This is a genomic window from Zobellella endophytica, from assembly GCF_003012775.1.
Lineage (GTDB): Bacteria > Pseudomonadota > Gammaproteobacteria > Enterobacterales > Aeromonadaceae > Oceanimonas > Oceanimonas endophytica.
The window spans coordinates 30,317-49,967 of sequence record NZ_PXYG01000012.1 but is presented as its reverse complement, the minus strand read 5'-3'; the positions used below and the strand labels follow the sequence as shown (position 1 = coordinate 49,967).

The 19,651-nt window shown below is 65.2% G+C and carries 15 protein-coding genes; 9 read left to right on the top strand and 6 right to left on the bottom strand.

What is annotated here, in order from left to right; translation table 11 throughout:
* Window positions 1–80: 80 nt before the first annotated feature.
* Window positions 81–659, top strand: coding sequence for a TetR/AcrR family transcriptional regulator (locus C7H85_RS18545; protein WP_106731199.1), 579 nt, complete (start codon window positions 81–83; stop codon window positions 657–659).
* On the opposite strand, the gene C7H85_RS18540 is transcribed toward C7H85_RS18545, so the two are convergent.
* Complete coding sequence (locus C7H85_RS18540; protein ID WP_106731198.1) at window positions 656–1,552, bottom strand: LysR family transcriptional regulator; 897 nt, start codon at window positions 1,550–1,552, stop codon at window positions 656–658. The genes C7H85_RS18545 and C7H85_RS18540 overlap by 4 nt on opposite strands.
* Before the next feature lie 183 nt (window positions 1,553–1,735).
* Between C7H85_RS18540 and C7H85_RS18535 the strand changes: the two genes are divergently transcribed.
* A complete protein-coding gene (locus tag C7H85_RS18535; protein ID WP_245879722.1) occupies window positions 1,736–2,740 on the top strand; it encodes a YeiH family protein in 1,005 nt (334 codons plus the stop codon).
* Window positions 2,741–2,974: 234 nt separating this feature from the next.
* Here C7H85_RS18535 and C7H85_RS18530 read toward each other — a convergent pair whose 3' ends face one another.
* Both C7H85_RS18530 and C7H85_RS18525 read right to left on the bottom strand, forming a co-directional pair.
* On the bottom strand, window positions 2,975–4,012 hold the full coding sequence (locus tag C7H85_RS18530; protein WP_106731196.1) for a Gfo/Idh/MocA family oxidoreductase: 1,038 nt from the start codon (window positions 4,010–4,012) through the stop codon (window positions 2,975–2,977).
* A 12-nt stretch (window positions 4,013–4,024) separates the two neighbouring features.
* Window positions 4,025–4,927 (bottom strand): LysR family transcriptional regulator, encoded by a 903-nt coding sequence (locus tag C7H85_RS18525; protein ID WP_168388279.1) that lies wholly within the window; start codon window positions 4,925–4,927, stop codon window positions 4,025–4,027.
* A 159-nt stretch (window positions 4,928–5,086) separates the two neighbouring features.
* Between C7H85_RS18525 and C7H85_RS18520 the strand changes: the two genes are divergently transcribed.
* From C7H85_RS18520 to C7H85_RS18495, 6 genes are all read left to right on the top strand, one after another.
* Window positions 5,087–6,787 carry an L-lactate permease gene (locus C7H85_RS18520; RefSeq protein WP_245879721.1) on the top strand — a complete coding sequence of 567 codons (1,701 nt, stop codon included), beginning with the start codon at window positions 5,087–5,089 and terminating at the stop codon, window positions 6,785–6,787.
* Between the two features lie 336 nt (window positions 6,788–7,123).
* Window positions 7,124–7,897, top strand: a complete 774-nt coding sequence (locus C7H85_RS18515) for a (Fe-S)-binding protein (protein ID WP_106731194.1) — start codon at window positions 7,124–7,126, stop codon at window positions 7,895–7,897.
* Window positions 7,887–9,305, top strand: a complete 1,419-nt coding sequence (locus C7H85_RS18510; RefSeq protein WP_106731193.1) for a LutB/LldF family L-lactate oxidation iron-sulfur protein — start codon at window positions 7,887–7,889, stop codon at window positions 9,303–9,305. Before C7H85_RS18515 ends, C7H85_RS18510 begins: the two co-directional genes overlap by 11 nt.
* On the top strand, window positions 9,305–9,955 hold the full coding sequence (locus C7H85_RS18505; RefSeq protein ID WP_106731192.1) for a LutC/YkgG family protein: 651 nt from the start codon (window positions 9,305–9,307) through the stop codon (window positions 9,953–9,955). Before C7H85_RS18510 ends, C7H85_RS18505 begins: the two co-directional genes overlap by 1 nt.
* A gap of 85 nt (window positions 9,956–10,040) precedes the next feature.
* Window positions 10,041–12,848: an FAD-binding and (Fe-S)-binding domain-containing protein gene (locus tag C7H85_RS18500; RefSeq protein ID WP_106731191.1), complete on the top strand. Its 2,808-nt coding sequence runs from the start codon at window positions 10,041–10,043 to the stop codon at window positions 12,846–12,848.
* 255 nt (window positions 12,849–13,103) lie between these two features.
* The gene (locus C7H85_RS18495) at window positions 13,104–14,231 is read left to right on the top strand and encodes a hypothetical protein (RefSeq protein ID WP_106731190.1); all 1,128 of its coding nucleotides are present in this window, start codon (window positions 13,104–13,106) and stop codon (window positions 14,229–14,231) included.
* 212 nt (window positions 14,232–14,443) lie between these two features.
* Here the strand turns inward: C7H85_RS18495 and C7H85_RS18490 are convergent, their stop codons facing one another.
* Complete coding sequence (locus tag C7H85_RS18490; RefSeq protein WP_106731189.1) at window positions 14,444–16,243, bottom strand: hybrid-cluster NAD(P)-dependent oxidoreductase; 1,800 nt, start codon at window positions 16,241–16,243, stop codon at window positions 14,444–14,446.
* A gap of 97 nt (window positions 16,244–16,340) precedes the next feature.
* On the opposite strand from C7H85_RS18490, the gene C7H85_RS18485 reads away from it, so the two are divergent.
* Window positions 16,341–16,691, top strand: a complete 351-nt coding sequence (locus C7H85_RS18485; protein WP_106731188.1) for a RidA family protein — start codon at window positions 16,341–16,343, stop codon at window positions 16,689–16,691.
* Here the strand turns inward: C7H85_RS18485 and C7H85_RS18480 are convergent.
* Window positions 16,688–18,046, bottom strand: coding sequence for a sigma-54-dependent transcriptional regulator (locus C7H85_RS18480; protein WP_106731187.1), 1,359 nt, complete (start codon window positions 18,044–18,046; stop codon window positions 16,688–16,690). The two genes, C7H85_RS18485 and C7H85_RS18480, sit on opposite strands and share 4 nt — an antisense overlap.
* Window positions 18,039–19,481, bottom strand: coding sequence for an ATP-binding protein (locus tag C7H85_RS18475; protein ID WP_106731186.1), 1,443 nt, complete (start codon window positions 19,479–19,481; stop codon window positions 18,039–18,041). The genes C7H85_RS18480 and C7H85_RS18475 overlap by 8 nt, the downstream gene beginning before the upstream one ends.
* Window positions 19,482–19,651: the final 170 nt, after the last annotated feature.

The window sequence follows — 19,651 nt, the reverse complement described above, 5'->3', positions numbered from 1 at the left end:
CCTTTCTTGAACAATCATTCAAGATATTTTGGCATCACCGGCGGGCGGGGGTACACTAGGGCGGAACGGGGAGAACCAAGATGCGTACAGCAAGTTTCGATCGGGACCAGGTACTGAGGTCCGCCATGCAGGCCTTTCGCCACAAGGGCTTTGCCGCCACCACCATGCAGGATCTGGTGGCCGCCACCGGGCTGCACCCGGGCAGCATCTACTGCGCCTTCGGCAACAAGAAGGGGCTGCTGCTGGCGGCGGTGGATCACTATGTGGCCGACCGCCAGGCGGCGCTGGCCGCCAGCTTCGAAGGGGTCTCCCCCTTGGCCGGGCTGCGCCGCTACCTGGATCAGGTGGTGATGGAAATACAGAGCTGCGATTCCATGGCCTGCCTGCTGACCAAGACGCTGCAGGAGCTGAGCGAACAGGACGAGGAAGTATCCGCCCGCCTGGGGACCTTGCTGAACGATCTGGAGTGCCGCCTGGCGCAGATGCTGGCGGCGGCGCAACAGGCCGGCGAGGCCCGCGACGACGCCACCCCGGAACAACTGGCCCGGTTGCTGCTGGTAGGCATCTACGGCCTGCGCACCTATGCCCATGTGCACCCCGCCCCCGACTGCCTGCAGGAAACCGCCGACCGGCTGCTGGCGGCGCTGCGGGCGCGCTAGCCCTCGGCCAGCGTCCGGATCCGTTGCCAGCACAGCTCCGCCTGCTCGGAGCGGGGCGGCGCCAGCCGGCACAGCTCGATATCCAACCTTACCTGCACCAGCAACGGCAGCTCGACCAGCCGCCCTTGGGCCAGCTCTTCCCCGACCAGCCCCGCCGGCAGGAAGCTGGCACCGTCCCCCTGCAGGGCCAATGCCTTCAGCCCCTCGCCCAGCGCGTTTTCACACACCGGGCGGCAGGGCTGCTCGCTCAGCGCCGGCAGGCACTCCCGCTGGATCAGCGCCCCCAGGAAGGAGTCCCGGGGATAGAGCAACAACCGCAGCGGCACTTCCGGCGACAAGGGGTGCAGCGGCGCGCCGGCGGCATCCACCGCCGACACCAGCACCAGCCGGTCCCGGCCCACTACCAGGCGTTCCACCTCCGGGCGATTCAGCGCCGGGCTGGCGGTCCCGCCGGAAAAACACAGCAAGAAGTCGACCGAGCCGGCCATGAACTGCTCGATGGCATCGTGGTAATGGCCGGTATTGAGGCGGATCAGGCTGTCTCCCAGCAGGGGGCGCAGCCGGTGGATCCAGCCGGGAAAGAAGGTCACCGCCAGCGAGGGCTGGGCCATGAAGCTCAGGCTCTGGTGTTCGTGCAGGGTCTGGCGCAACTGGCCGCGCAGCCCGTAGATCTGGGCCAGCCACTGCCGGGCCTGCTCGAGAAAGATTTCCCCCGCCTCGGTCAACACCAGCGGATGGCGATCCCGGTGCACCAGCGGCACTCCCAGCCAGTTTTCCAGGGAGCGGATGCGCCGGCTGAAGGCCGGCTGGGTCACGAAGCGCGCCTCCGCCGCCTTGGAAAAATTGCCCTGTTCGGCCAGGGCGACGAAGTCGTGCAGCCACTTGCTCTCCATGCTTTCCCCCGCTTCATCCGCCGATCGGGCATTGTATGCAGAAAAGTAACCGCCCTGCTAGAAAAAGGCATTAGATCCCGCCGGGCCGGCTTCCTACCATGAAGGGAACAGTGGCGCCCTGCCGCGCCTCCACCAACAAGGACGACAGTGATGGCCGTGGATACTCAAAATCAGGTAATGGACATGATGCATCGAATCGAAGAGGTGAGAAAACGCTACTTTCCCGGCGTCTGCGTGGCGGTCACCATCGGCATCGCCGCCAGCTTCCTGTCCCAGCAGTACGGCGCCCCCGCCATGCTGATGGCGCTGCTGCTGGGGCTGGCGTTCAATTTCCTGAGCCAGGAGCAGCATTGCCTGGCGGGGCTGGAATTCTCCGCCAAGACCCTGCTGCGCCTGGGGGTGGCCATGCTGGGCCTGCGCATCACCTTCGGCGACGTGCTCACCCTGGGCTGGTCGCCGCTGCTGATGGTGTGCTCGGCGGTGCTGCTGACCATCGGCTTCGGCATCCTGATGGCGCGGCTGCTGGGCTTTTCTTCCGCCTTCGGCACCCTCACCGGCGGCTCGGTGGCCATCTGCGGCGCCTCGGCGGCCATGGCCATCAGCAGTGTGCTGAAGCAAGACGATCAGGCCAAGCGCGACACCCTGTTCACCGTGATCAGCGTCACCACCCTCAGCACCCTGGCGATGATCTTCTATCCCATGATCAGCACCAGCCTGGGGCTCAGCCCCCAGGAGTCCGGACTCTTTATCGGCGCCACCATCCACGACGTGGCTCAGGTGGTGGGCGCCGGCTACAGCATGTCGAGCGAGGTGGGCGATCTCAGCACCTTTGTCAAGCTGCTGCGGGTGGCCATGCTGGTGCCCATCGTCATGGCCATCGGCATCGTGATCCGTCGCGCGGCCCGCCACCGCGGCGACGCGGAAGGCGGCAAGGGCGTGGCCATTCCCGGCTTCCTGCTCGGCTTCGTGGCGCTGTTCGTGCTCAACAGCCTGGGCTGGATCCCCAGCGCCGTCAGCCAGCCCCTGGCCGGCAGCTCCTCCTGGCTGCTGCTCACCGCCATCGCCGCCCTCGGCGTGCGCACCCAGCTCAAGGACATCCTCTCGGTGGGCTGGAAGCCGGTGCTGCTGGTGGTGCTGGAAACCCTCTTTATCGCAGCCCTGATCATCGGCTATATCCTGCTGGGCTGAGCCCATAAAAACGGCGACCCCGGGGGTCGCCGTTGCAGCCTGAGGCAAGGTCCATCGCCTGCTTTATTTCCCTTTATCACTGCGGTATTAGTCGTGGTCATCTCCGTGAAGGCGGAGATGACCAGGGTTGCACTGGGCTCCCGCCTTCGGGAGTGACCACAGAAAAATCCGAGAATATATCGGCAGTCTGCAGCCAGGCTCCGTAAAAAAGTCCGGCACGACGCCTGCCGGCATTCAGAAGGTGGTCGAGCCCACCGGCAGGGTGCGGCCTTCCACCGTGCTTTTTTCCGCCAGGTTGATGATGTTGAGCCCGTCCAGCGCGTCCTGCACCGTCACCGGCAGCGGGCCTTCGCCGCGGATGGCCTTGGCGGTGGCTTCGTAGAAATAGCGGTAACCGCCCACCACCGACTCGATCACCTCGGGTTCGGCGTCGGAATAGAAGGTGCCGTAATCGCTTTCCGCTTCCTTCGCCAGGTAGGGCGAGTCCGGCACTATGCCGTCGCGCAGCCGCTCTTCCTGGGGATCGAAACCGAGCTTGATGTAGCAGCCCAGCTCCCCCTGCAGCTTGAAGCGCAGGGTCGGCCCCGGATGGTAGGGGCTGGAATGCAGCAGCACCTCCTTGTCGCTGTAATGCAGCTGCACATGGAAGTAATCGGTGACCGGCGAGCCAGGACGCAGCGCCAGGCAGCGGCCGGTTACCGCCAGCGGCTTGCCGAACAGCACCAGCGCCTGATCCACCAGGTGGGCGCCCAGATCGAACCAGGTGCCCACCCCTTCACCGGGCAGCTCGCGCCAGCGCTGGCGCGGGGTCGGCCGAAAGCGGTCGTAGTGGGACTCGAAACTGTGGATGGTACCCAGCTTGTTGTCGGCAATCAGCTTGCGAATGGTCAGGAAGTCGCTGTCCCAGCGGCGGTTGTGGAAGGGGATCAGGCACAGGTTCCTGGCCGCCGCCAGTTTCATCAGCTCCACCCCCTGGTGCAGCTGGGTCACCATGGGTTTTTCCATCACCACGTGCAGCCCCAGGTTGAGCGCCTTGCGGCCCAGCTCGTAATGCACCTCGTTGGGGGCGGTAATCACCACCAGCCGGGCCCCGGACTCCTCCAGCATCTGCTCCGCATCGGTATACACCTTCACCTCGGGCCAGTCCTTGGCCACTTTCTCCGGTTTGGAGCTGCAGATGGCCACCAGCTCGAACTCCGGCAGGCAGTCGATAAAGGGCAGGTGGAAAATACTGGCGGACTGGCCGTAGCCAATCACGGCGGTTTTAATCATGGGACAACCTCGTCAAAAGTAATGCTTGATATCCATGTAACGGGCACGGATGTGCTCGATCAACAGCTTGATTTTGCGTGGCGGCTGGCGGCTGTAGGGATACACCGCGTAAATGCCCAGCACCTTGCCCACCTGGCGGGGCAGCAGCTCGACCAGGCGGCCCGCCTGCAGATCCGGGTAGACCAGGCAGCGCGGCATATAGGCCAGGCCGAAGCCGGCGATGGCCGCCTTGCGCAAGGCGGCGGCGTTGTCGGTGGAAAAATTGCCGCCTACCCGCAGCGGATACACCTCTCCGTGTCGCGTGAACAGCCAGTCGCGGGCACCGCTTTCCTGATAGCTATAGATAAGGCAGTTATGTTGGAGCAAGTCTTCCGGCACTTGCGGCTTGCCGTGACGGCTAATATAAGCGGGAGCGGCACAGATGGTCCAGCGCGAGTCCAGGATATGGCGGGCGATCAGGTTGGAATCGTCCAGGTGGCCGGTGCGGATCACCAGATCGTAGCCCTCGCCAATCAGGTCCACGAAGCGGTTCTCCAGCGACATATCCACCGAGATAGCCGGATGCAGCTCACAAAATTCGGCGACCGCCTCCGCCAGCACCAACTCGCCGGAAATGGTCGGCACCGACATGCGAATGTGTCCCTGCAGCGCCTGGCTGTAGCCGGTGACGGCATCGAATGCCTCCTGGGCCGACTGGGCCACCAGCCGCGCCCGCTGGTACAGCACCTGCCCCGCCTCGCTCAGCGTCAGGCGCCGCGTGGTGCGGTGGATCAGGGTGCTGCCCAGCTCCTCTTCCAACCGGGCGATGCGCTTGCTCACCACCGAGTTGGTCAGGCCGCTGGCTTCCGCCGCCTTGCTGAAGGAGCCCAGCTCGATCACCTGGGCAAACAGGATGAGATCATCGGTTCTCGGCATTATTTATCCAGTTTTGGAAACAATGAGTTTCATTAAATCTATATATCTACAAAAAGTAAGGAATTAAAGTCACATCCGCTTAACACCAAGCTTGCAATTAATACCCTACAGTAAAAACGGTCTGTGATGACCCCAATAAAACAATGGAAGTGACCAACTATGCTGAATGATACCCTACTGGCACTACTGGCGTTTTCGCCCATCGTGCTCGCCGCCATCCTGCTGGTGGGCCTGCAATGGCCGGCCAAGCGTGCCATGCCACTGGCCTTTGTGCTCACCGTGGTGATCGCCCTCTGGGCCTGGGACATGAGCGCCACCCGGGTGATCGCCTCCAGCCTGCAAGGCTTTGTCATTTCGCTCTCGCTGCTGTGGATCATCTTCGGCGCCATACTGCTGCTCAACACCTTAAAGCATACCGGCGCCATTACCACCATCCGCAACGGTTTCACCGCCATTTCTCCCGACCGCCGCATCCAGGCTATCATCGTCGCCTGGTGCTTCGGCTGCTTTATCGAGGGCGCCTCCGGTTTCGGCACCCCCGCCGCCGTGGCCGCCCCGCTGATGGTGGCGCTGGGCTTTCCGGCCCTGGCGGCGGTGCTGATGGGCATGATGATCCAGAGCACCCCGGTTTCCTTCGGCGCCGTGGGCACCCCCATCATCGTCGGCGTGACCACCGGCCTGGATAACGGCGCCATCAACAACACCCTCATCGCCGGCGGCTCGGGCTGGGAGGCCTACCTGCAGACCGTGACCAGCAACGTGGCCATCACCCATGCCATCGTTGGCATCCTGATGCCGCTGTTCATGTGCATGATGCTGACCCGCTTCTTCGGCAAGAACAAGAGCTGGAAGGAAGGCCTGGAAATCCTGCCGTTCGCCATCTTCGCCGGGCTGGCCTTCACCCTGCCCTACGCCCTCACCGGCGTGCTGCTCGGCCCCGAGTTCCCCTCCCTGGTCGGCGGACTGGTCGGCCTGGCCCTGGTGGTCACCGCCGCCCGCAAAGGCTTCCTGGTGCCCAAGAGCCACTTCGACTTCCCGGAAGAACAACACTGGCCGGCAGAATGGCTGGGCTCGCTCACCATCAACACCGACGACCTGACCAAAAAGCCGATCAGCCTGGGACTGGCCTGGTTCCCCTACCTGCTGCTGCCGGTGCTGCTGGTGCTGAGCCGTACCAGCGACAGCTTCAAGGCCCTGCTCAGCGGCTGGAACATCGCCTTCAGCAACATCCTAGGCGAGGCGGGCATCAGCGCCGGCATCCAGCCCCTGTACCTGCCCGGCGGCATCCTGGTGTTCGTCTCCCTGGTGGCGGTGCTGACCCAGACCCGTTCGCTCAAGGCCTTCGGCCCAGCCATCCATGAGTCGTCAAAAACCCTGATCGGCGCCGGCTTCGTGCTGATGTTCACCGTGCCCATGGTACGCCTGTTCATCAACTCCGGGGTCAACGGTGCCGACATCGCCAGTATGCCGGTGATGGCCGCCAAGGTGGCCGCCGACCTGGTGGGCGACTTATTCCCCGCCATCAGCGGCGTCATCGGTGCCCTGGGCGCCTTTATCGCCGGCTCGAATACCGTGTCCAACATGATGTTCTCCCAGTTCCAATTCGAGGTGGCCCAGACCCTGGGCATCTCCACCGCCATGGTGGTGGCGCTGCAGGCGGTGGGCGCCGCCGCCGGCAACATGATCGCCATCCACAACGTGGTGGCGGCCTCGGCCACCGTCGGCCTGCTGGGCCGGGAAGGCACCACGCTGCGCAAGACCGCCCTGCCCACCCTCTACTACCTGGTGGCCATCGGCATCATCGGCATGATCGCCATCTATGGCCTGGGCATCTCGGATCCCTTGTTGAAGTTATCCTGACAGACCGAGCCGGGACAAACCCGGCTCCCTGCATAAAAAGATGAAGCAATACAGGTGGCTGACAGACTTCCGGGCCCATGCAGGCCACTCAAAGGCCGGAAGGAGAACAAAGGGACCGGCTCAGCCGACCGTGACACGCCAGGGAAGGCGTGTCCGAGCGTACAGGGGCGAGCTTGCTCGCCATGACGAGCCCTTTCAGCCTGACCGAACATCCAGTGAATGTTCGCAGCAGGCTGAAAGGGCGAGAGCAAGTCCAACAGCGTGTCGGCGGAGTCGGCCCTTTGGTCGACCACTCCCGGGCTGTCAAATTCTGTTAAAAACTGAAGGTAAATGTCTATGTCGTCCGCTATCCGTATCTACCCGGCCAAACCAGAAAAGGTGTATATCTACGCCACCTGCCTGGTGGACATGTTCTCGCCCCAGAGCGGGCTGGATGCCATCCGCCTGCTGGAGCTGGCCGGGGTCGAAGTCATCTACGTGCCCAAACAGAGCTGCTGCGGCCAGCCCGCCTACTCCTCCGGCTACGAAGACGACGCCAGGACCACGGCCCTGAGCCAGATGGCACTGTTCCCCGAGCCCTGGCCGGTGGTGGTGCTGTCGGGCTCCTGCGGCGGCATGATGCACCACCACTACCGCCGGCTGTTCGCCGGCAGCGAACACGAACAACGGGTCAATCAATTCTGTGATCGGGTATTCGAACTGACCGAATTCCTGGTGCAGGTCTGCCGCATCCGGCTCAGCGACCAGGGCCCGGCCACCTCGGTGGTGCTGCATACCTCCTGCGCCGCCCGCCGGGAGATGAAGGTGCACGTCACCGCCCGCCAACTGCTGGGCCAGCTGGACCGGGTGGAGCTGCGCGAGCAGGCCTACGAGAGCGAATGCTGCGGCTTCGGCGGCACCTTCTCGGTGCGCCACCCGGCCATCAGCGAAGCCATGGTGCAGGACAAGACCCAGCACCTGAACGACACCGGTGCCGCCCAGCTCATCAGCGCCGACTGGGGCTGCCTGCTCAATATCAACGGCGCCTTCGAATACCAGAAGAAAGAGATGAAGGGCATTCACCTGGCCAGTTTCCTGCTCGGTCGGCTGGAGGGACCTCATGCACAATAAACCACAACTGTTCCATCCCCAGGCCGAGGCAGCCCTGGCCAACCCGGAGCTGCGCGCCAACTTCCGCGGCGCCATGGACTACCTGCGCGACAAGCGCAAGTCTGCCTTCGCCGACGCCGACGAGGAAAAGGCCATCCGCGACCGGGCCGAGGCCATCCGCCAGCGCTGCCTGAGCAAGCTGCCCGAGCTGCTGGAGCAACTGGAAGCCAACTGCACCGCCAACGGCATCCGGGTGCACTGGGCCGAAAACGCCGAGCAGGCCAACGCCCTCTTCGCCGACATCATCCGGTCCCACGGCGGCACCCTGGCGGTGAAGGGCAAGTCCATGGTGAGCGAGGAAATCGAGCTCAACCACCAGATGGAAAAAGAAGGCATCCGCTGCCTGGAAAGCGACATGGGCGAATATATCGTCCAGCTCGGCAACGAGACCCCGTCCCACATCATCATGCCCGCCATCCACAAGAACAAGCGGCAGGTGGCGGACCTGTTCGCCGAACACGTGCCCGGCTTCCAGCATACCCTGGACGTGGATACCCTGATCCAGACCGGCCGCAATGTGCTGCGCGAAAAATTCCGCGAGGCCCACATCGGGGTGTCCGGCGTCAACTTCGCGGTGGCCGAAACCGGCACCCTCTGCCTGGTGGAAAACGAAGGCAACGGCCGCATGTGCACCACGGTGCCCGAGGTGCATATCGCCATCACCGGCATCGAGAAAGTGGTGGAGTTCCTGGCCGACGTGCCGCCGCTGTTCAGCGCCCTCACCCGCTCCGCCACCGGCCAGACCATCACCACCTATTTCAATATGATCAGCGGCCCGCGCAAGGACGATGAGTTGGACGGCCCCAGGGAAGTGCACCTGGTGCTGCTCGACAACGGCCGCAGCCAGGCCTTCGTGGACGAGGAAATGCGCAAGACCCTGCAGTGCATCCGCTGCGGCGCCTGCATGAACCACTGCCCGGTGTACACCCGCATCGGCGGCCACGCCTACGGCACCGTCTATCCGGGCCCCATCGGCAAGATCATCTCGCCCCACCTGATGGGGCTGGAAGCCACCAAGGATCTGCCCACCGCCTCCAGCCTGTGCGGCGCCTGCGGCGAGGTGTGCCCGGTGCGCATTCCCATCCCCGAGCTGCTGCAGCGGCTGCGCCACGAGGCCAAGCAGGACCCGCGCCCCGGCGTGCCGCCCCTGCGCGGCCAGAAGGCGGCGGCCAGCCGCACCGAAGCCTTGATCTGGCGCAGCTTCGGCCTGGTCACCAGCCGCCCGGCCCTGTACCGTATGCTGACCTGGTGCGCAACGAGGCTGCGCGGCCTGATGCCGAAGAAACTGGGCCCCTGGACCCGCTGCCGCACCGCCCCCCAACCCGCCGCCAGGACCCTGCGCGAGCTTATGGCCGAGAGGAACAAGTAATGTCGAACGCCCGTCACGCCATTCTCGACCGGCTGCGCCAGGCCCAGGCCCGGCCGCTGCCGGTGAACGACCCGGACTATCCCATCTGGAACCAGAGCGAGCAGGCGGAAATGCTGGCCCGCCTGACCGAACTGCTGGAGCAGAACCACGCCGAGGTGCGCCGCCTGCCCCGGGCCGAACTGATCGCCACCCTGAAACATCATGTGGAACAGGCCGGTCTCCAGCGCGTCGCCACCGGCACCGGCGGCGACTTCTTCCGGGAAATAAGCCAGGCCCTGGCCGGCGCCGAACAGCTACTGTTCGACCGCCCCCTGGAAGCCTGGAAGGACGAGCTGTTCAACCGGGTAGACGCGGGCATCACCGGCTGCCACGGCGCCATCGCCGCCACCGGCACCCTGGTGCTGTGGCCGGGCCCGGCCGAGCCGCGCACCCTGTCGCTGGTGCCGCCGCGCCATATCGCCATCCTCAAGGCCTCCACCCTGCACCCCAACCTGCCGGCCATGATGGCCGCCCAGGGCTGGAACAGCGGCATGCCCACCAACCTGCTGCTGGTGTCCGGCCCGTCCAAGACCGCCGATATCCAGCAGACCCTGGCCTACGGCGCCCACGGGCCCAAGGAACTGCTGGTGCTGTTCCTGGAGGACGCATAATGACCGCGCTCATACCCCAACAAACCCTGGCCTATGGCGCCCAAGGGCCCAAGGAGCTGCTGGTGCTGATCCTGGAGGATGCCTGATGGAACCCCGTTACCAACAACTGGCCGAGGCGCTGGCCGGCTTTCTGCCCGCCGGGCGCATCATCCAGGATCCGTCCCTGTGCCTGGCCTACGGCACCGACGCCAGCTTCTACCGGCTGGTCCCCAGGATGGTGCTGCGCCTGGCAAGCACCGACGAAGTGGTGCGGGTACTCCAACTGTGCCGCCAGCACCGCATCCACTGCACCTTCCGCGCCGCCGGCACCAGCCTGTCGGGCCAGGCGGTGTCCGACTCGGTGCTGATCACCCTCACCGACGACTGGCGCAAGCACAAAATTATTGAGAACGGCCGGCAGATCGCCCTGCAACCCGGAGTGATCGGCGCCGACGCCAACCGCTACCTGGCCCCCTTCGGGCGCAAGATAGGGCCGGATCCGGCGTCCATCAACAGCTGCAAGATCGGCGGCATCGCCGCCAACAACGCCTCCGGCATGTGCTGCGGCACCGCCCAGAATTCCTACCAGACCCTGCACGGCCTCAGCCTGGTGCTGGCGGACGGTACCCGGCTCGACACCCGGGACCCACAGAGCCGGGCCCGCTTCACCGAGCAGAAGCCCGAACTGCTGGCCGGCCTCCAACGGCTGAGCGAGGAGGTGAAGGCCAACCGGGAGCTGAGCGAGCGCATCCGCCACAAATACCGGCTGAAGAACACCACCGGCTACAGCCTGAACGCCCTGATCGACTTTGAAGATCCCTTCGACATCCTGGCCCATCTGATGATCGGCTCCGAAGGCACCCTCGGCTTTATGGCCGAGGTCAGTTATAACACCGTGCCGGATCACCCCTTCAAGGCCTCCTGCCTGCTGGTGTACCCGGAGATCGAGACCACCTGCCGGGCGGTGACCACCCTGGCCGGCACCGAAGTGGCGGCGGTGGAGCTGATGGACGGCCGGGCGCTGAAATCCATCGCCGACAAGGCGGGCATGCCCGGCTTTATCCGCGAGCTGGATCTGGAAGCCGCCGCCCTGCTGGTGGAAGTGCACGGCGCCGACGAGGCCGGGCTGCTGGCCAGGTGCGAGCAGGCGATGGCGGCGGTGGCCGGCTTCGAACGCCGCAACGAGGTGCCCTTTACCCAGGACAAAACCAGCTGCGCCACCCTCTGGGCCATGCGCAAGGGCATGTTCCCGGCGGTGGGCGCGGTGCGCGAAACCGGCACCACGGTGATCATCGAGGACGTGGCGTTCCCCGTGGAACAACTGGCGCCGGCGGTGCGCAGGCTCACCGAGCTGTTCGACCGCTTCGGCTACTCGGAAGCCATCATCTTCGGCCACGCCCTGGCCGGCAACCTGCACTTCGTGTTCACCCAGGGATTCGACTCGCCATCCGAGCTGGACCGCTACGGCGGCTTTATGGACGCCGTGGCCCAGCTGGTGGCGGTGGAATACCAGGGCTCGCTCAAGGCCGAGCACGGCACCGGCCGCAATATGGCGCCCTATGTGGAGCTGGAATGGGGCCAGGACGGCTATGCCCTGATGCAGCGGATCAAGGCGCTGTTCGATCCGGACGGCATCCTCAACCCCGGGGTCATTCTCAACGACGACCACCAGGCCCACCTCAAGGATCTCAAGCCCCTGCCCGCCGCCGACGACATCGTCGACAAGTGCATCGAGTGCGGCTTCTGCGAGGTGGTGTGCCCGTCCCGGGATCTCAGCCTGACCCCGCGCCAGCGCATCGTGCTGTTCCGCGAGCTGCAGCGCCGGTCCGCCAAGGGCGAAGCGGTCGAGGACGGCCTCGAGCAGGTGTTCCAGTACCAGGGGGTGGACACCTGCGCCGCCACCGGCCTGTGTGCCCAGCGCTGCCCGGTGGGCATCAACACCGGCGATCTGGTGCGACAGCTGCGCACCGCGCGCTACCGCAAATTCGAGCCCATCGCCCGCTGGACCGCGGATCATTTTTCCGCCACCACCCGCCTGGTGGGCATGGGCCTGAACTCGGCCGCCCTCGGCCGCCGGCTGCTGGGCGAACGGGCCTTGGGTAAGCTCAACCGGGGGCTGCGCAAGGCCAGCAAGAACAAGGTACCCCTGTGGCTGCCGGAAACCCCGGCCGCCAACCGGCACCGTCCCAGCGCCAGCGGTCCGCATCCGGGCCGGCCCAGGGTGGTCTACTTCCCTTCCTGCGCCAGCCGCACCCTGGGCCAATCGCCGGGCGCCAAAGACGGTCGCCCGCTGACCGAGGTTACCCAGGCGGTGCTGGAGCGGGCCGGCTTCGACGTCATACTGCCCGCCGAACTGAACAGCCTGTGCTGCGGCCAGCCCTGGCAGAGCAAGGGCATGTTGGCGCTGGCCGACGGCAAGGCCGCCGAACTGGAAGAGCACTTGTGGCAGGCGTCGGAGCAGGGCCGCTGGCCGGTGCTGATGGACACCAGCCCCTGTGCCAAGCGCAGCCGGGAGCAGGCCGGGCTGCCGCTGACCATCTTCGAGCCGGTGCAGTTTATCCTGGAGCAGGCGCTGGACCGGCTCGAACTGAAGCCGGTGCAGGAGACGGTCTTGCTGCACATCACCTGCAGCAGCCGGCACCTGGGGCTGGCCGACAAGATGCTGGAACTGGCCAAACGCTGCGCCGCCCGGGTGGTGGTGCCGGAGCATATCGAGTGCTGCGGCTTCGCCGGCGACAAGGGCTTCACCACCCCCGAGCTCAACGCCTCGGCCCTGAAGCCGCTGCGCGCCCAGGTGCCCGCCGGCTGCACCCGGGGGGTGAGCAACAGCCGCACCTGCGAGCTGGGCCTCAGCCACCACAGCGGCATCAACTACGAGTCCATCCTCTATCTGGTGGACGAGGCCTCGGCGTAGGCTCGAAGCGATCAGCAGTCCTTGCGAGACTGCTGATCCCGAGTCCTCCCTCGGCCCCGTTGTCACTCCCGAAGGCGGGAGTCCAGTGCCATGCTTCGTGGATCTCCGCCTTCGCGGAGATGACCACTGTTAAACAGCGGCGTTGAAGGAAAAATATCTATCTAGAAATAGGATGATGGCTCTTTCAACAACCGGGTTGCCCGCTTAAGGGCAATTGCCTTTGCCCCGCCACTCCCTCTAACATAGGTCCCCTCTTTGCCCGATACCGACGCCGACATGACCCGACTCGCCACCACCAGGCCCAAGCCGAAGAAAACAGCCAAGCACACGCCCGCCGGCCAGTTCCAGCTGCTGTGGGAGAAGATAGAAAAGCAGAAAACTCGCCTGGCGGGCCAGGAAAAGCGGGTCCGCAAGATAGTGGATCGCTTTAACGCCGAAATACTGCCCCTGGAACAGGAGCTGGCCCGCAGCCAGTACCAGTTGATCGAGCGGCTGCTGACCTTTCTCTCCCGCAAGTCCCTGACCCGGTGGCAGAGGGACGAGCTCTGCGACTGGATACAGGACGAGCTGGGGGTGCTGTCCAGCAACCCTTTCGCCGATCCCGAGCTGGACAGGGCCGGGCTGCTGGTCCGCTTCGAAAGCCTGATCAAGCAGCACTACCCCCAGCCCGATACCCTGCCGCTGACGGAATCCGAGCGCGAGAAAATCCGAAGCGATCTCTACCAGGAGCTGGGCCTGGAGTTGGACGACGAGGACATCGACCTCTTTATGCACAGCCCGGCCGATTTTCTGCAACAAATGATGGAGAAGATGCAAGAAGGCGACGAGGACTGGCTGGAGGAGGACGAAGAAGACGAAGAAGAGGAAGCAGATGATATTTTCGGCCCCGACGAGACCGATGGCCAGGCCGCGGGCAAGGCGCTGATCCACCGCCTGTACAAGCAGCTGGCGAAAAGGCTGCACCCGGATCTGGAGCAGGACAAGGCCCACAAGGCGGTCAAGCACGAGCAGATGCAGCAACTGCTGGCGGCCAGGCAGGAAAACGACATCCACACCCTGCTCGAACTGCACCGGCAACACCTCGACAGCGCCGCCCTGGAGCAACTCGGGCAACAGGAGCTGGACGGCATCAACGAGCTGCTGCGCCGGCAGCTGCGTCAGTTGGAAGAACAATACGAATCCGTTTTCATCGACAAGAGCCTGGAGGCGGCCATCTGGAACCGCTTCCGGCACCTGGGCAGCACCTCCAGCGACCGCAAGTTTGCCGAGCACGCCAGGGAGCTCAAAGCCGATATTCGGCACAACAGCAAGCTGCTCAAGCAGCTGAAAACCCTCAAGGATGTGCAACAGCTGCTGCAGGAAGACAGGGACTTCGGCAACTAAATAAAGGGACGGAGTCATTGATTGATTGACGCCGCAGACTGCCGACAACGCTTCGAACTTACCTAAAGCACCGATCAGTTTGTAATTTGACCCATCCTGGTGTATGGGCCGCCGCCATGGTTTGAGGATTCACGCCCGTTGGGGCGCGGGCGGCCCGCCCGCATGAGGGTAGCACCGAGGCTGGCAAAGGGAACAACTCTCCCCTTTTTTGGTTATTCCAGCTCCACATCCGACAGGGGGACGCAGCAGCAGGCCAGGACGACGCCCGCTTCCCGCTCCGCCGCCGACAGGGCCGGGGCCTCGGGTTGCGCCACCTCGCCGGACTTGAGGTTCTGCTTGCAGCTGCCGCAGATGCCGGCGCGGCACGACCAGGGCAGTTGCAGGCCCTGGCCTTCGGCCTGGGTCAGCAGATCCTGCTGGTTGTTGCCGGTGAACTCATGGCCGCCGATACTCACCCGCACCGCTTTGGTTTCACGTGCAACATCGGTACCGACCGGGCCGCCGAAGCTCTCCTGGTGGATGCGTCCCGCCGGCACCCCCAGCGCCAGCAACCAGGATCTGGCCTGCTGCATAAAGCCCGCCGGGCCACACAGGTAGACGTCCCGCTGCTGCAGCGCCGGTATCCCGGCCAGCTGGGCCAGCTCCAGCCGGCCACCCGAGCCCCGCTCCGGCCGGGTCAGCACAAAATCGAGTCGCAGGCCGGGGTGGCGCCTGGCCAGCGCCTTCAGTTCGGCGGCGGCGGGAATGTCCGCCTCGGCGCGGCACACATGCAGGAAGTGCACGTCCTGCAGCCGGTCCAGATCCGCCATGGCCCGCACCATGGACAGCATGGGGGTCACCCCCGAGCCTGCCGACAACAACAGGTAGCGCTCGGCGGGGCGCAGGTAAAAATCCCCCGCCGGCGCCCGGGCCTGTAGGGTACTGCCCGGGTGCAGCGCCCGGGCCAGCCAGTTGGATACCACCCCGTCGGGCTGGCGCTTGACGCTGATGCCGTAGCGGCCTGGGCGGGTGGGGCTGGAGCTCAGGGTGTAATGACGCAGGTGGCGCCGGCCGTCGATATCCAGCGCCACCGGCAGATGCTGGCCCGGCTGGTAATCGGCCAGTGGTTTGCTGTCCAGCGCCTCCAGCCAGTAGGTGTCCATGTCCCGGGCCAGGGACTCGCGCTCCACGCACACCAGTTGTCGGCGCCTGGGCGCCGTATCCGGATAGATGGGCGCCGGGGCGTATTCCAGTACTTCGATCTGGTCGCCCAGCCTGATCTCGCCCTCATTGAGCGGCACCAGGTTCTGGCCGAAATAGACCTCGCCGTCGTCGCCCCGACGGTAACGGGTCAGGGTGGCGAGCGGCTCCTTCATCCGGTTGAAGCGCTCGGAGCCGGGTTCGATGGTGGTCATGATGCAGCGGCTGCAGGGCTTGGCTACCAGGAATTCCACCTCGCCGATGCGAATGCGCTGCCAGCCGTCCTCCTCGAAGGGGCGGCCGCCCCGCACCACCAGGTTGGTGCGGAACTGGGACATCTGCATCAGCGCATCGGCACGCTGATTGAGATCGGCCAGCGACCCTTCCGAGATCAGCAGCAGGGGGTAGCCATCGGCGAAGCTGACGCCGGTGCCCAGTTTTTCCCGGTAGCGGTTGGAATGCTGGCCCAGCCACAACAGCTGTACCGGCTCATCCAGAATCCGGCTGAACCAAGCGTCGAACGCCGGATGGGTGCTCCAGGCGGTGAAGCTGTCACTCCATACCCCGGTGGCCACCGGCTGCAGCACGAACTGCTGGTGGCGCAGCGACAGCTGCTGGTTGCCATGATGCAGTTCCAGGCCGCCGGCCACCGGGCTGACCCGGACTTGCTGCAGCCGCGGGTGGGTGCGGGCGGTGATGAAGGTGCCGTCCGGTCTGGCCAGCATGTAGCGGCGATCGCCGCGCAAGCCTTCGCGCGATACCCAGGCGTCCGGTACCGCCAGTCCCGCTGCCGACTTGATCGGATAAAGATTGAGCCCCGTGATCACCGCCATATTATTCCACCCTTTTTATCCCAAAAAGTTTACATCCGCAGATCAATCGGTAATGGTTGGCGGATGTTGCCATTATTATCGTATCAAAGGAGTACAAATGACTATTGAACGCCAGCAAACAGGCCAGCGCATGAGCCGTATCGTCAAGCACAACGGCACCCTCTATCTGTGCGGCCAGGTGTGCAAGGACGCCACTCAGGATATCACCGAACAGACCCGCACCATGCTGGAAAAAGTGGACGAACTGTTGCTGGAAGCCGGCTCCGGCCGGGAGCAAATCCTCTCCGCCACCCTCTACCTGAAAACCATGGCCGACTTCGCCGAAATGAACGCGGTGTGGGATGCCTGGGTGCCCGAAGGTCATGCCCCTGCCCGCGCCTGCGTGGAAGCCGCCATGGCCCGCCCCGAGCTGCTGGTGGAGATCTCGGTGATCGCCGCCGGGCGTTAAGCCCCCTCCTGCTCCAGCCAGCGGTACAGGGTGCGCCGGGTCACTCCCAGGATCTCGGCCGCCTGCTGCTTGTTGCCCTTGGTCTGCTGCAGCACGTAGCGCACATAGTCCCGCTGCAGTTCGCTCAGCGGCGGCAACTGCTCCCGGGCCTTGCCCTGCCAGTCGGCGGGGCCGGCCTGAAGGGCTGCCGCCGGTTTCAGCATCCGGGCCGGCAGGTGGGCCGGCTGGATCCATTCTTCCTCGCAAAACACCAGGGCCCGCTCCACCGCATTCTGCAGCTCGCGCACATTGCCCGGGAAGGGATAGCGGTAGAACAGCTCCAGGCAGTCGGGGCCGAAGCCCCGGACCGGCTTGCCGCCGCGCTCCCTGCCCTGCTGCAGGAACAGCAGTGCCAGCCGCTCTATGTCCTCGCCCCGCTCGCGCAGCGGCGGCACCCGCAGGGAGAAGGTCTCCAGCCGGTAAAACAGATCCTCGCGGAAGCTGCCTTGCGCCACCTTCTGCTCCAGATCCCGGTGGGTGGCGGCGATGATGCGCACGTTCACCGTCAGCTCCCGATCCGAGCCCACCGGGCGCAGGGTGCCTTCCTGCAGCACCCTGAGCAACTTGGCCTGCAGCTCCAGCGGCATCTCGCCGATTTCGTCGAGCAGCAGGGTACCGCCGTCGGCCTCCCGCAGCAGGCCGGTGCGCGCCTTGCTGGCACCGGTAAAGGCGCCGCTGGCGTGGCCGAAGAACTCGCTCTCCAGCAGTTCGCCGGGAATGCCGGCACAGTTCACCGCCAGGAAGGGCCCCCCGGCCCGGGCGCTTTCCCGGTGCAGGGCCCGGGCCACCAGCTCCTTGCCGGTGCCGCTCTCCCCCAGCACCAGTACCGGGCCTTCGGCGCCGGCCACCTGACGGATCTGCTGGAACAGCCGGCGCATGGGCAGGCTCTGACCGAGAATGCCGTGGAAGCGCTCGCCCTTGAGCACCTGGTCCAGCTGCTGGCGCAGGCCCCGGTGCTCCAGCAGCCGGGCCACGGTCAGCAGGCAGTGGTCCATGTCGAACGGCTTGGTGAGAAAGTCGTCGGCGCCGGCCTTGAGCGCCGCCACCGCCTGGGACACCGTGCCGAAGGCGGTGATGATCAGCATGGCCGGTGCCGGCTCCAGCCCCTTGACCAGGGGCAGCAGACTGAGGCCGTCGGCCCCGGGCAGGCGCACGTCGCTGATCACCAGATCCGGCACCTCCTGCGCCAGTTCAGACCTGGCCTGCTCCGCCGAGCCGGCGTGGCGCACCCGGTAGGACTCGGCTTCCAGCTCCTCCAGCAGCAGCTCGGCCAGGGCGGCGTCGTCTTCAATCAACAGGATGGAGGCGTTATGCATGGAGATTCCTCGGCAGGGTCAGGGTTACCCGGGCACCGCCACCGGGTGCGGCGGTGAGCGTCAGGCCGCCGTCCAGTTCGGCCATGATGTTGTGCACTATCGCCAGTCCCAGCCCGGTGCCCTCGCCCTTGGGCTTGGTGGTGACGAAGGGGGCCAGCAGTTGGTCGGGGCCGAGGGCGAAGCCGGGACCGTCGTCGGTGATCTCGATGGCCAGCCGCTCCTCCTGCTCCCGCACGCGAACCTGCACCCGGCTTTGCGCCGCCTGCAGGGCATTGCGCAGCACATTGACCAGCGCCAGCTCCAGCCGGGCGCCATCCAGTTGCAGCCACAGCGGCGACGCGGTCCGTTGCAGGGAAAGCCGGGCGGCGGACAGCTGTTCGTGCCGCACGGCGGCACAGCTCTGCTCCAGCAGCCGGTTCAGCTCCACCGGCTCATTCTCCCGGGATTCCGGGCGGCTGAAGTCCAGCAGCTGGCGCACGATGCGCGACAACCGCAATACCTGGCCGCGAATGGCCTCCAGCTGGCGCCGGGCTTCCGGCTGATCGGTCTGCTTCTGCAATCGCCGGGCCCGGCCGTCGATCACGTTGAGCGGCGCCCCCAGTTCATGGGCGATGCCGCCCACCACCGTGCCCACCGCCGCCATCTTCTGCTGGTGCCGCAGCCGCCGGTTGAGCGCCCGCTCCTCGGCCTGGTGGTCGCGGATTTCCGCCAGCATGTCGTTCAGCCCCAGGGCGATGCGGCGCAGTTCCTGGGGGCCGGCCACCTCGGCCTGCTGCTGCCAGTCGCCGGCCTTGACCCTGTCCATTACCGCCACCAGGGCGTTGACGTGGCGACCCAGGCCCCGGTAGTGACCCCAGGTCACCACCCCCATCATCAGCACGCCGAACGCCAGCCAGCTCAGCCAGGCGGTCTTGAACAGCAGTTCGAAGGACTGGTCAAAATCCTTGGCCCGGCGGGTGATCTGGATCAGGCCGTTGATGCGGCCACCGGCATCGGTAATGGGGACAAACTGGGAGAACACGTCCTTGCCGGCGGTCTGCTGATACAGCTCCTGATTCTCGCCGGTCTGCATCACCCGGGTCGCCACCGGGCTGTTGCGCAGGCTGACATCGGCGATGCCGGACGAGGCCAGTACCTTGCCGTCGGCGTCGAATACCGAGGCGCCGTAGACCTGGCCGATGGAAAACACCGCCGACAGGGTGCGCTCCACCCCGGCCAGATCCCCTTCGCTCAGGGCGTCGCCGATGGGGCCGCGCACCGCCCGGGCGATCAGCTTGATGTCTTCCTTAAGCCGCTCTTTCTGCTCCAGGCCGACCACGTGCATGGTCAGGCCGATGCCCAGCGCCAGGATCAGCCACAGCGGCAGTACCACATAAAGTACCACCCGCCGACCGATGCCGCCGCCCGCCGCTCGACGGTGTGTGCTGTTGTGCATGTTGTGAGTCATTTTGTCTCAAGTGGATAGTTCCTACTATGACAAAAAGATACACGAAAGTCCCTTCGGGCCGGGATGGGGTACGACAGAAGTCGGTTTGAGTAATAAAAACTCTTTAAATACAAAAAGATAAATTTAAAGCATGGGAGTTGGCACGATTCGAGCCTAAC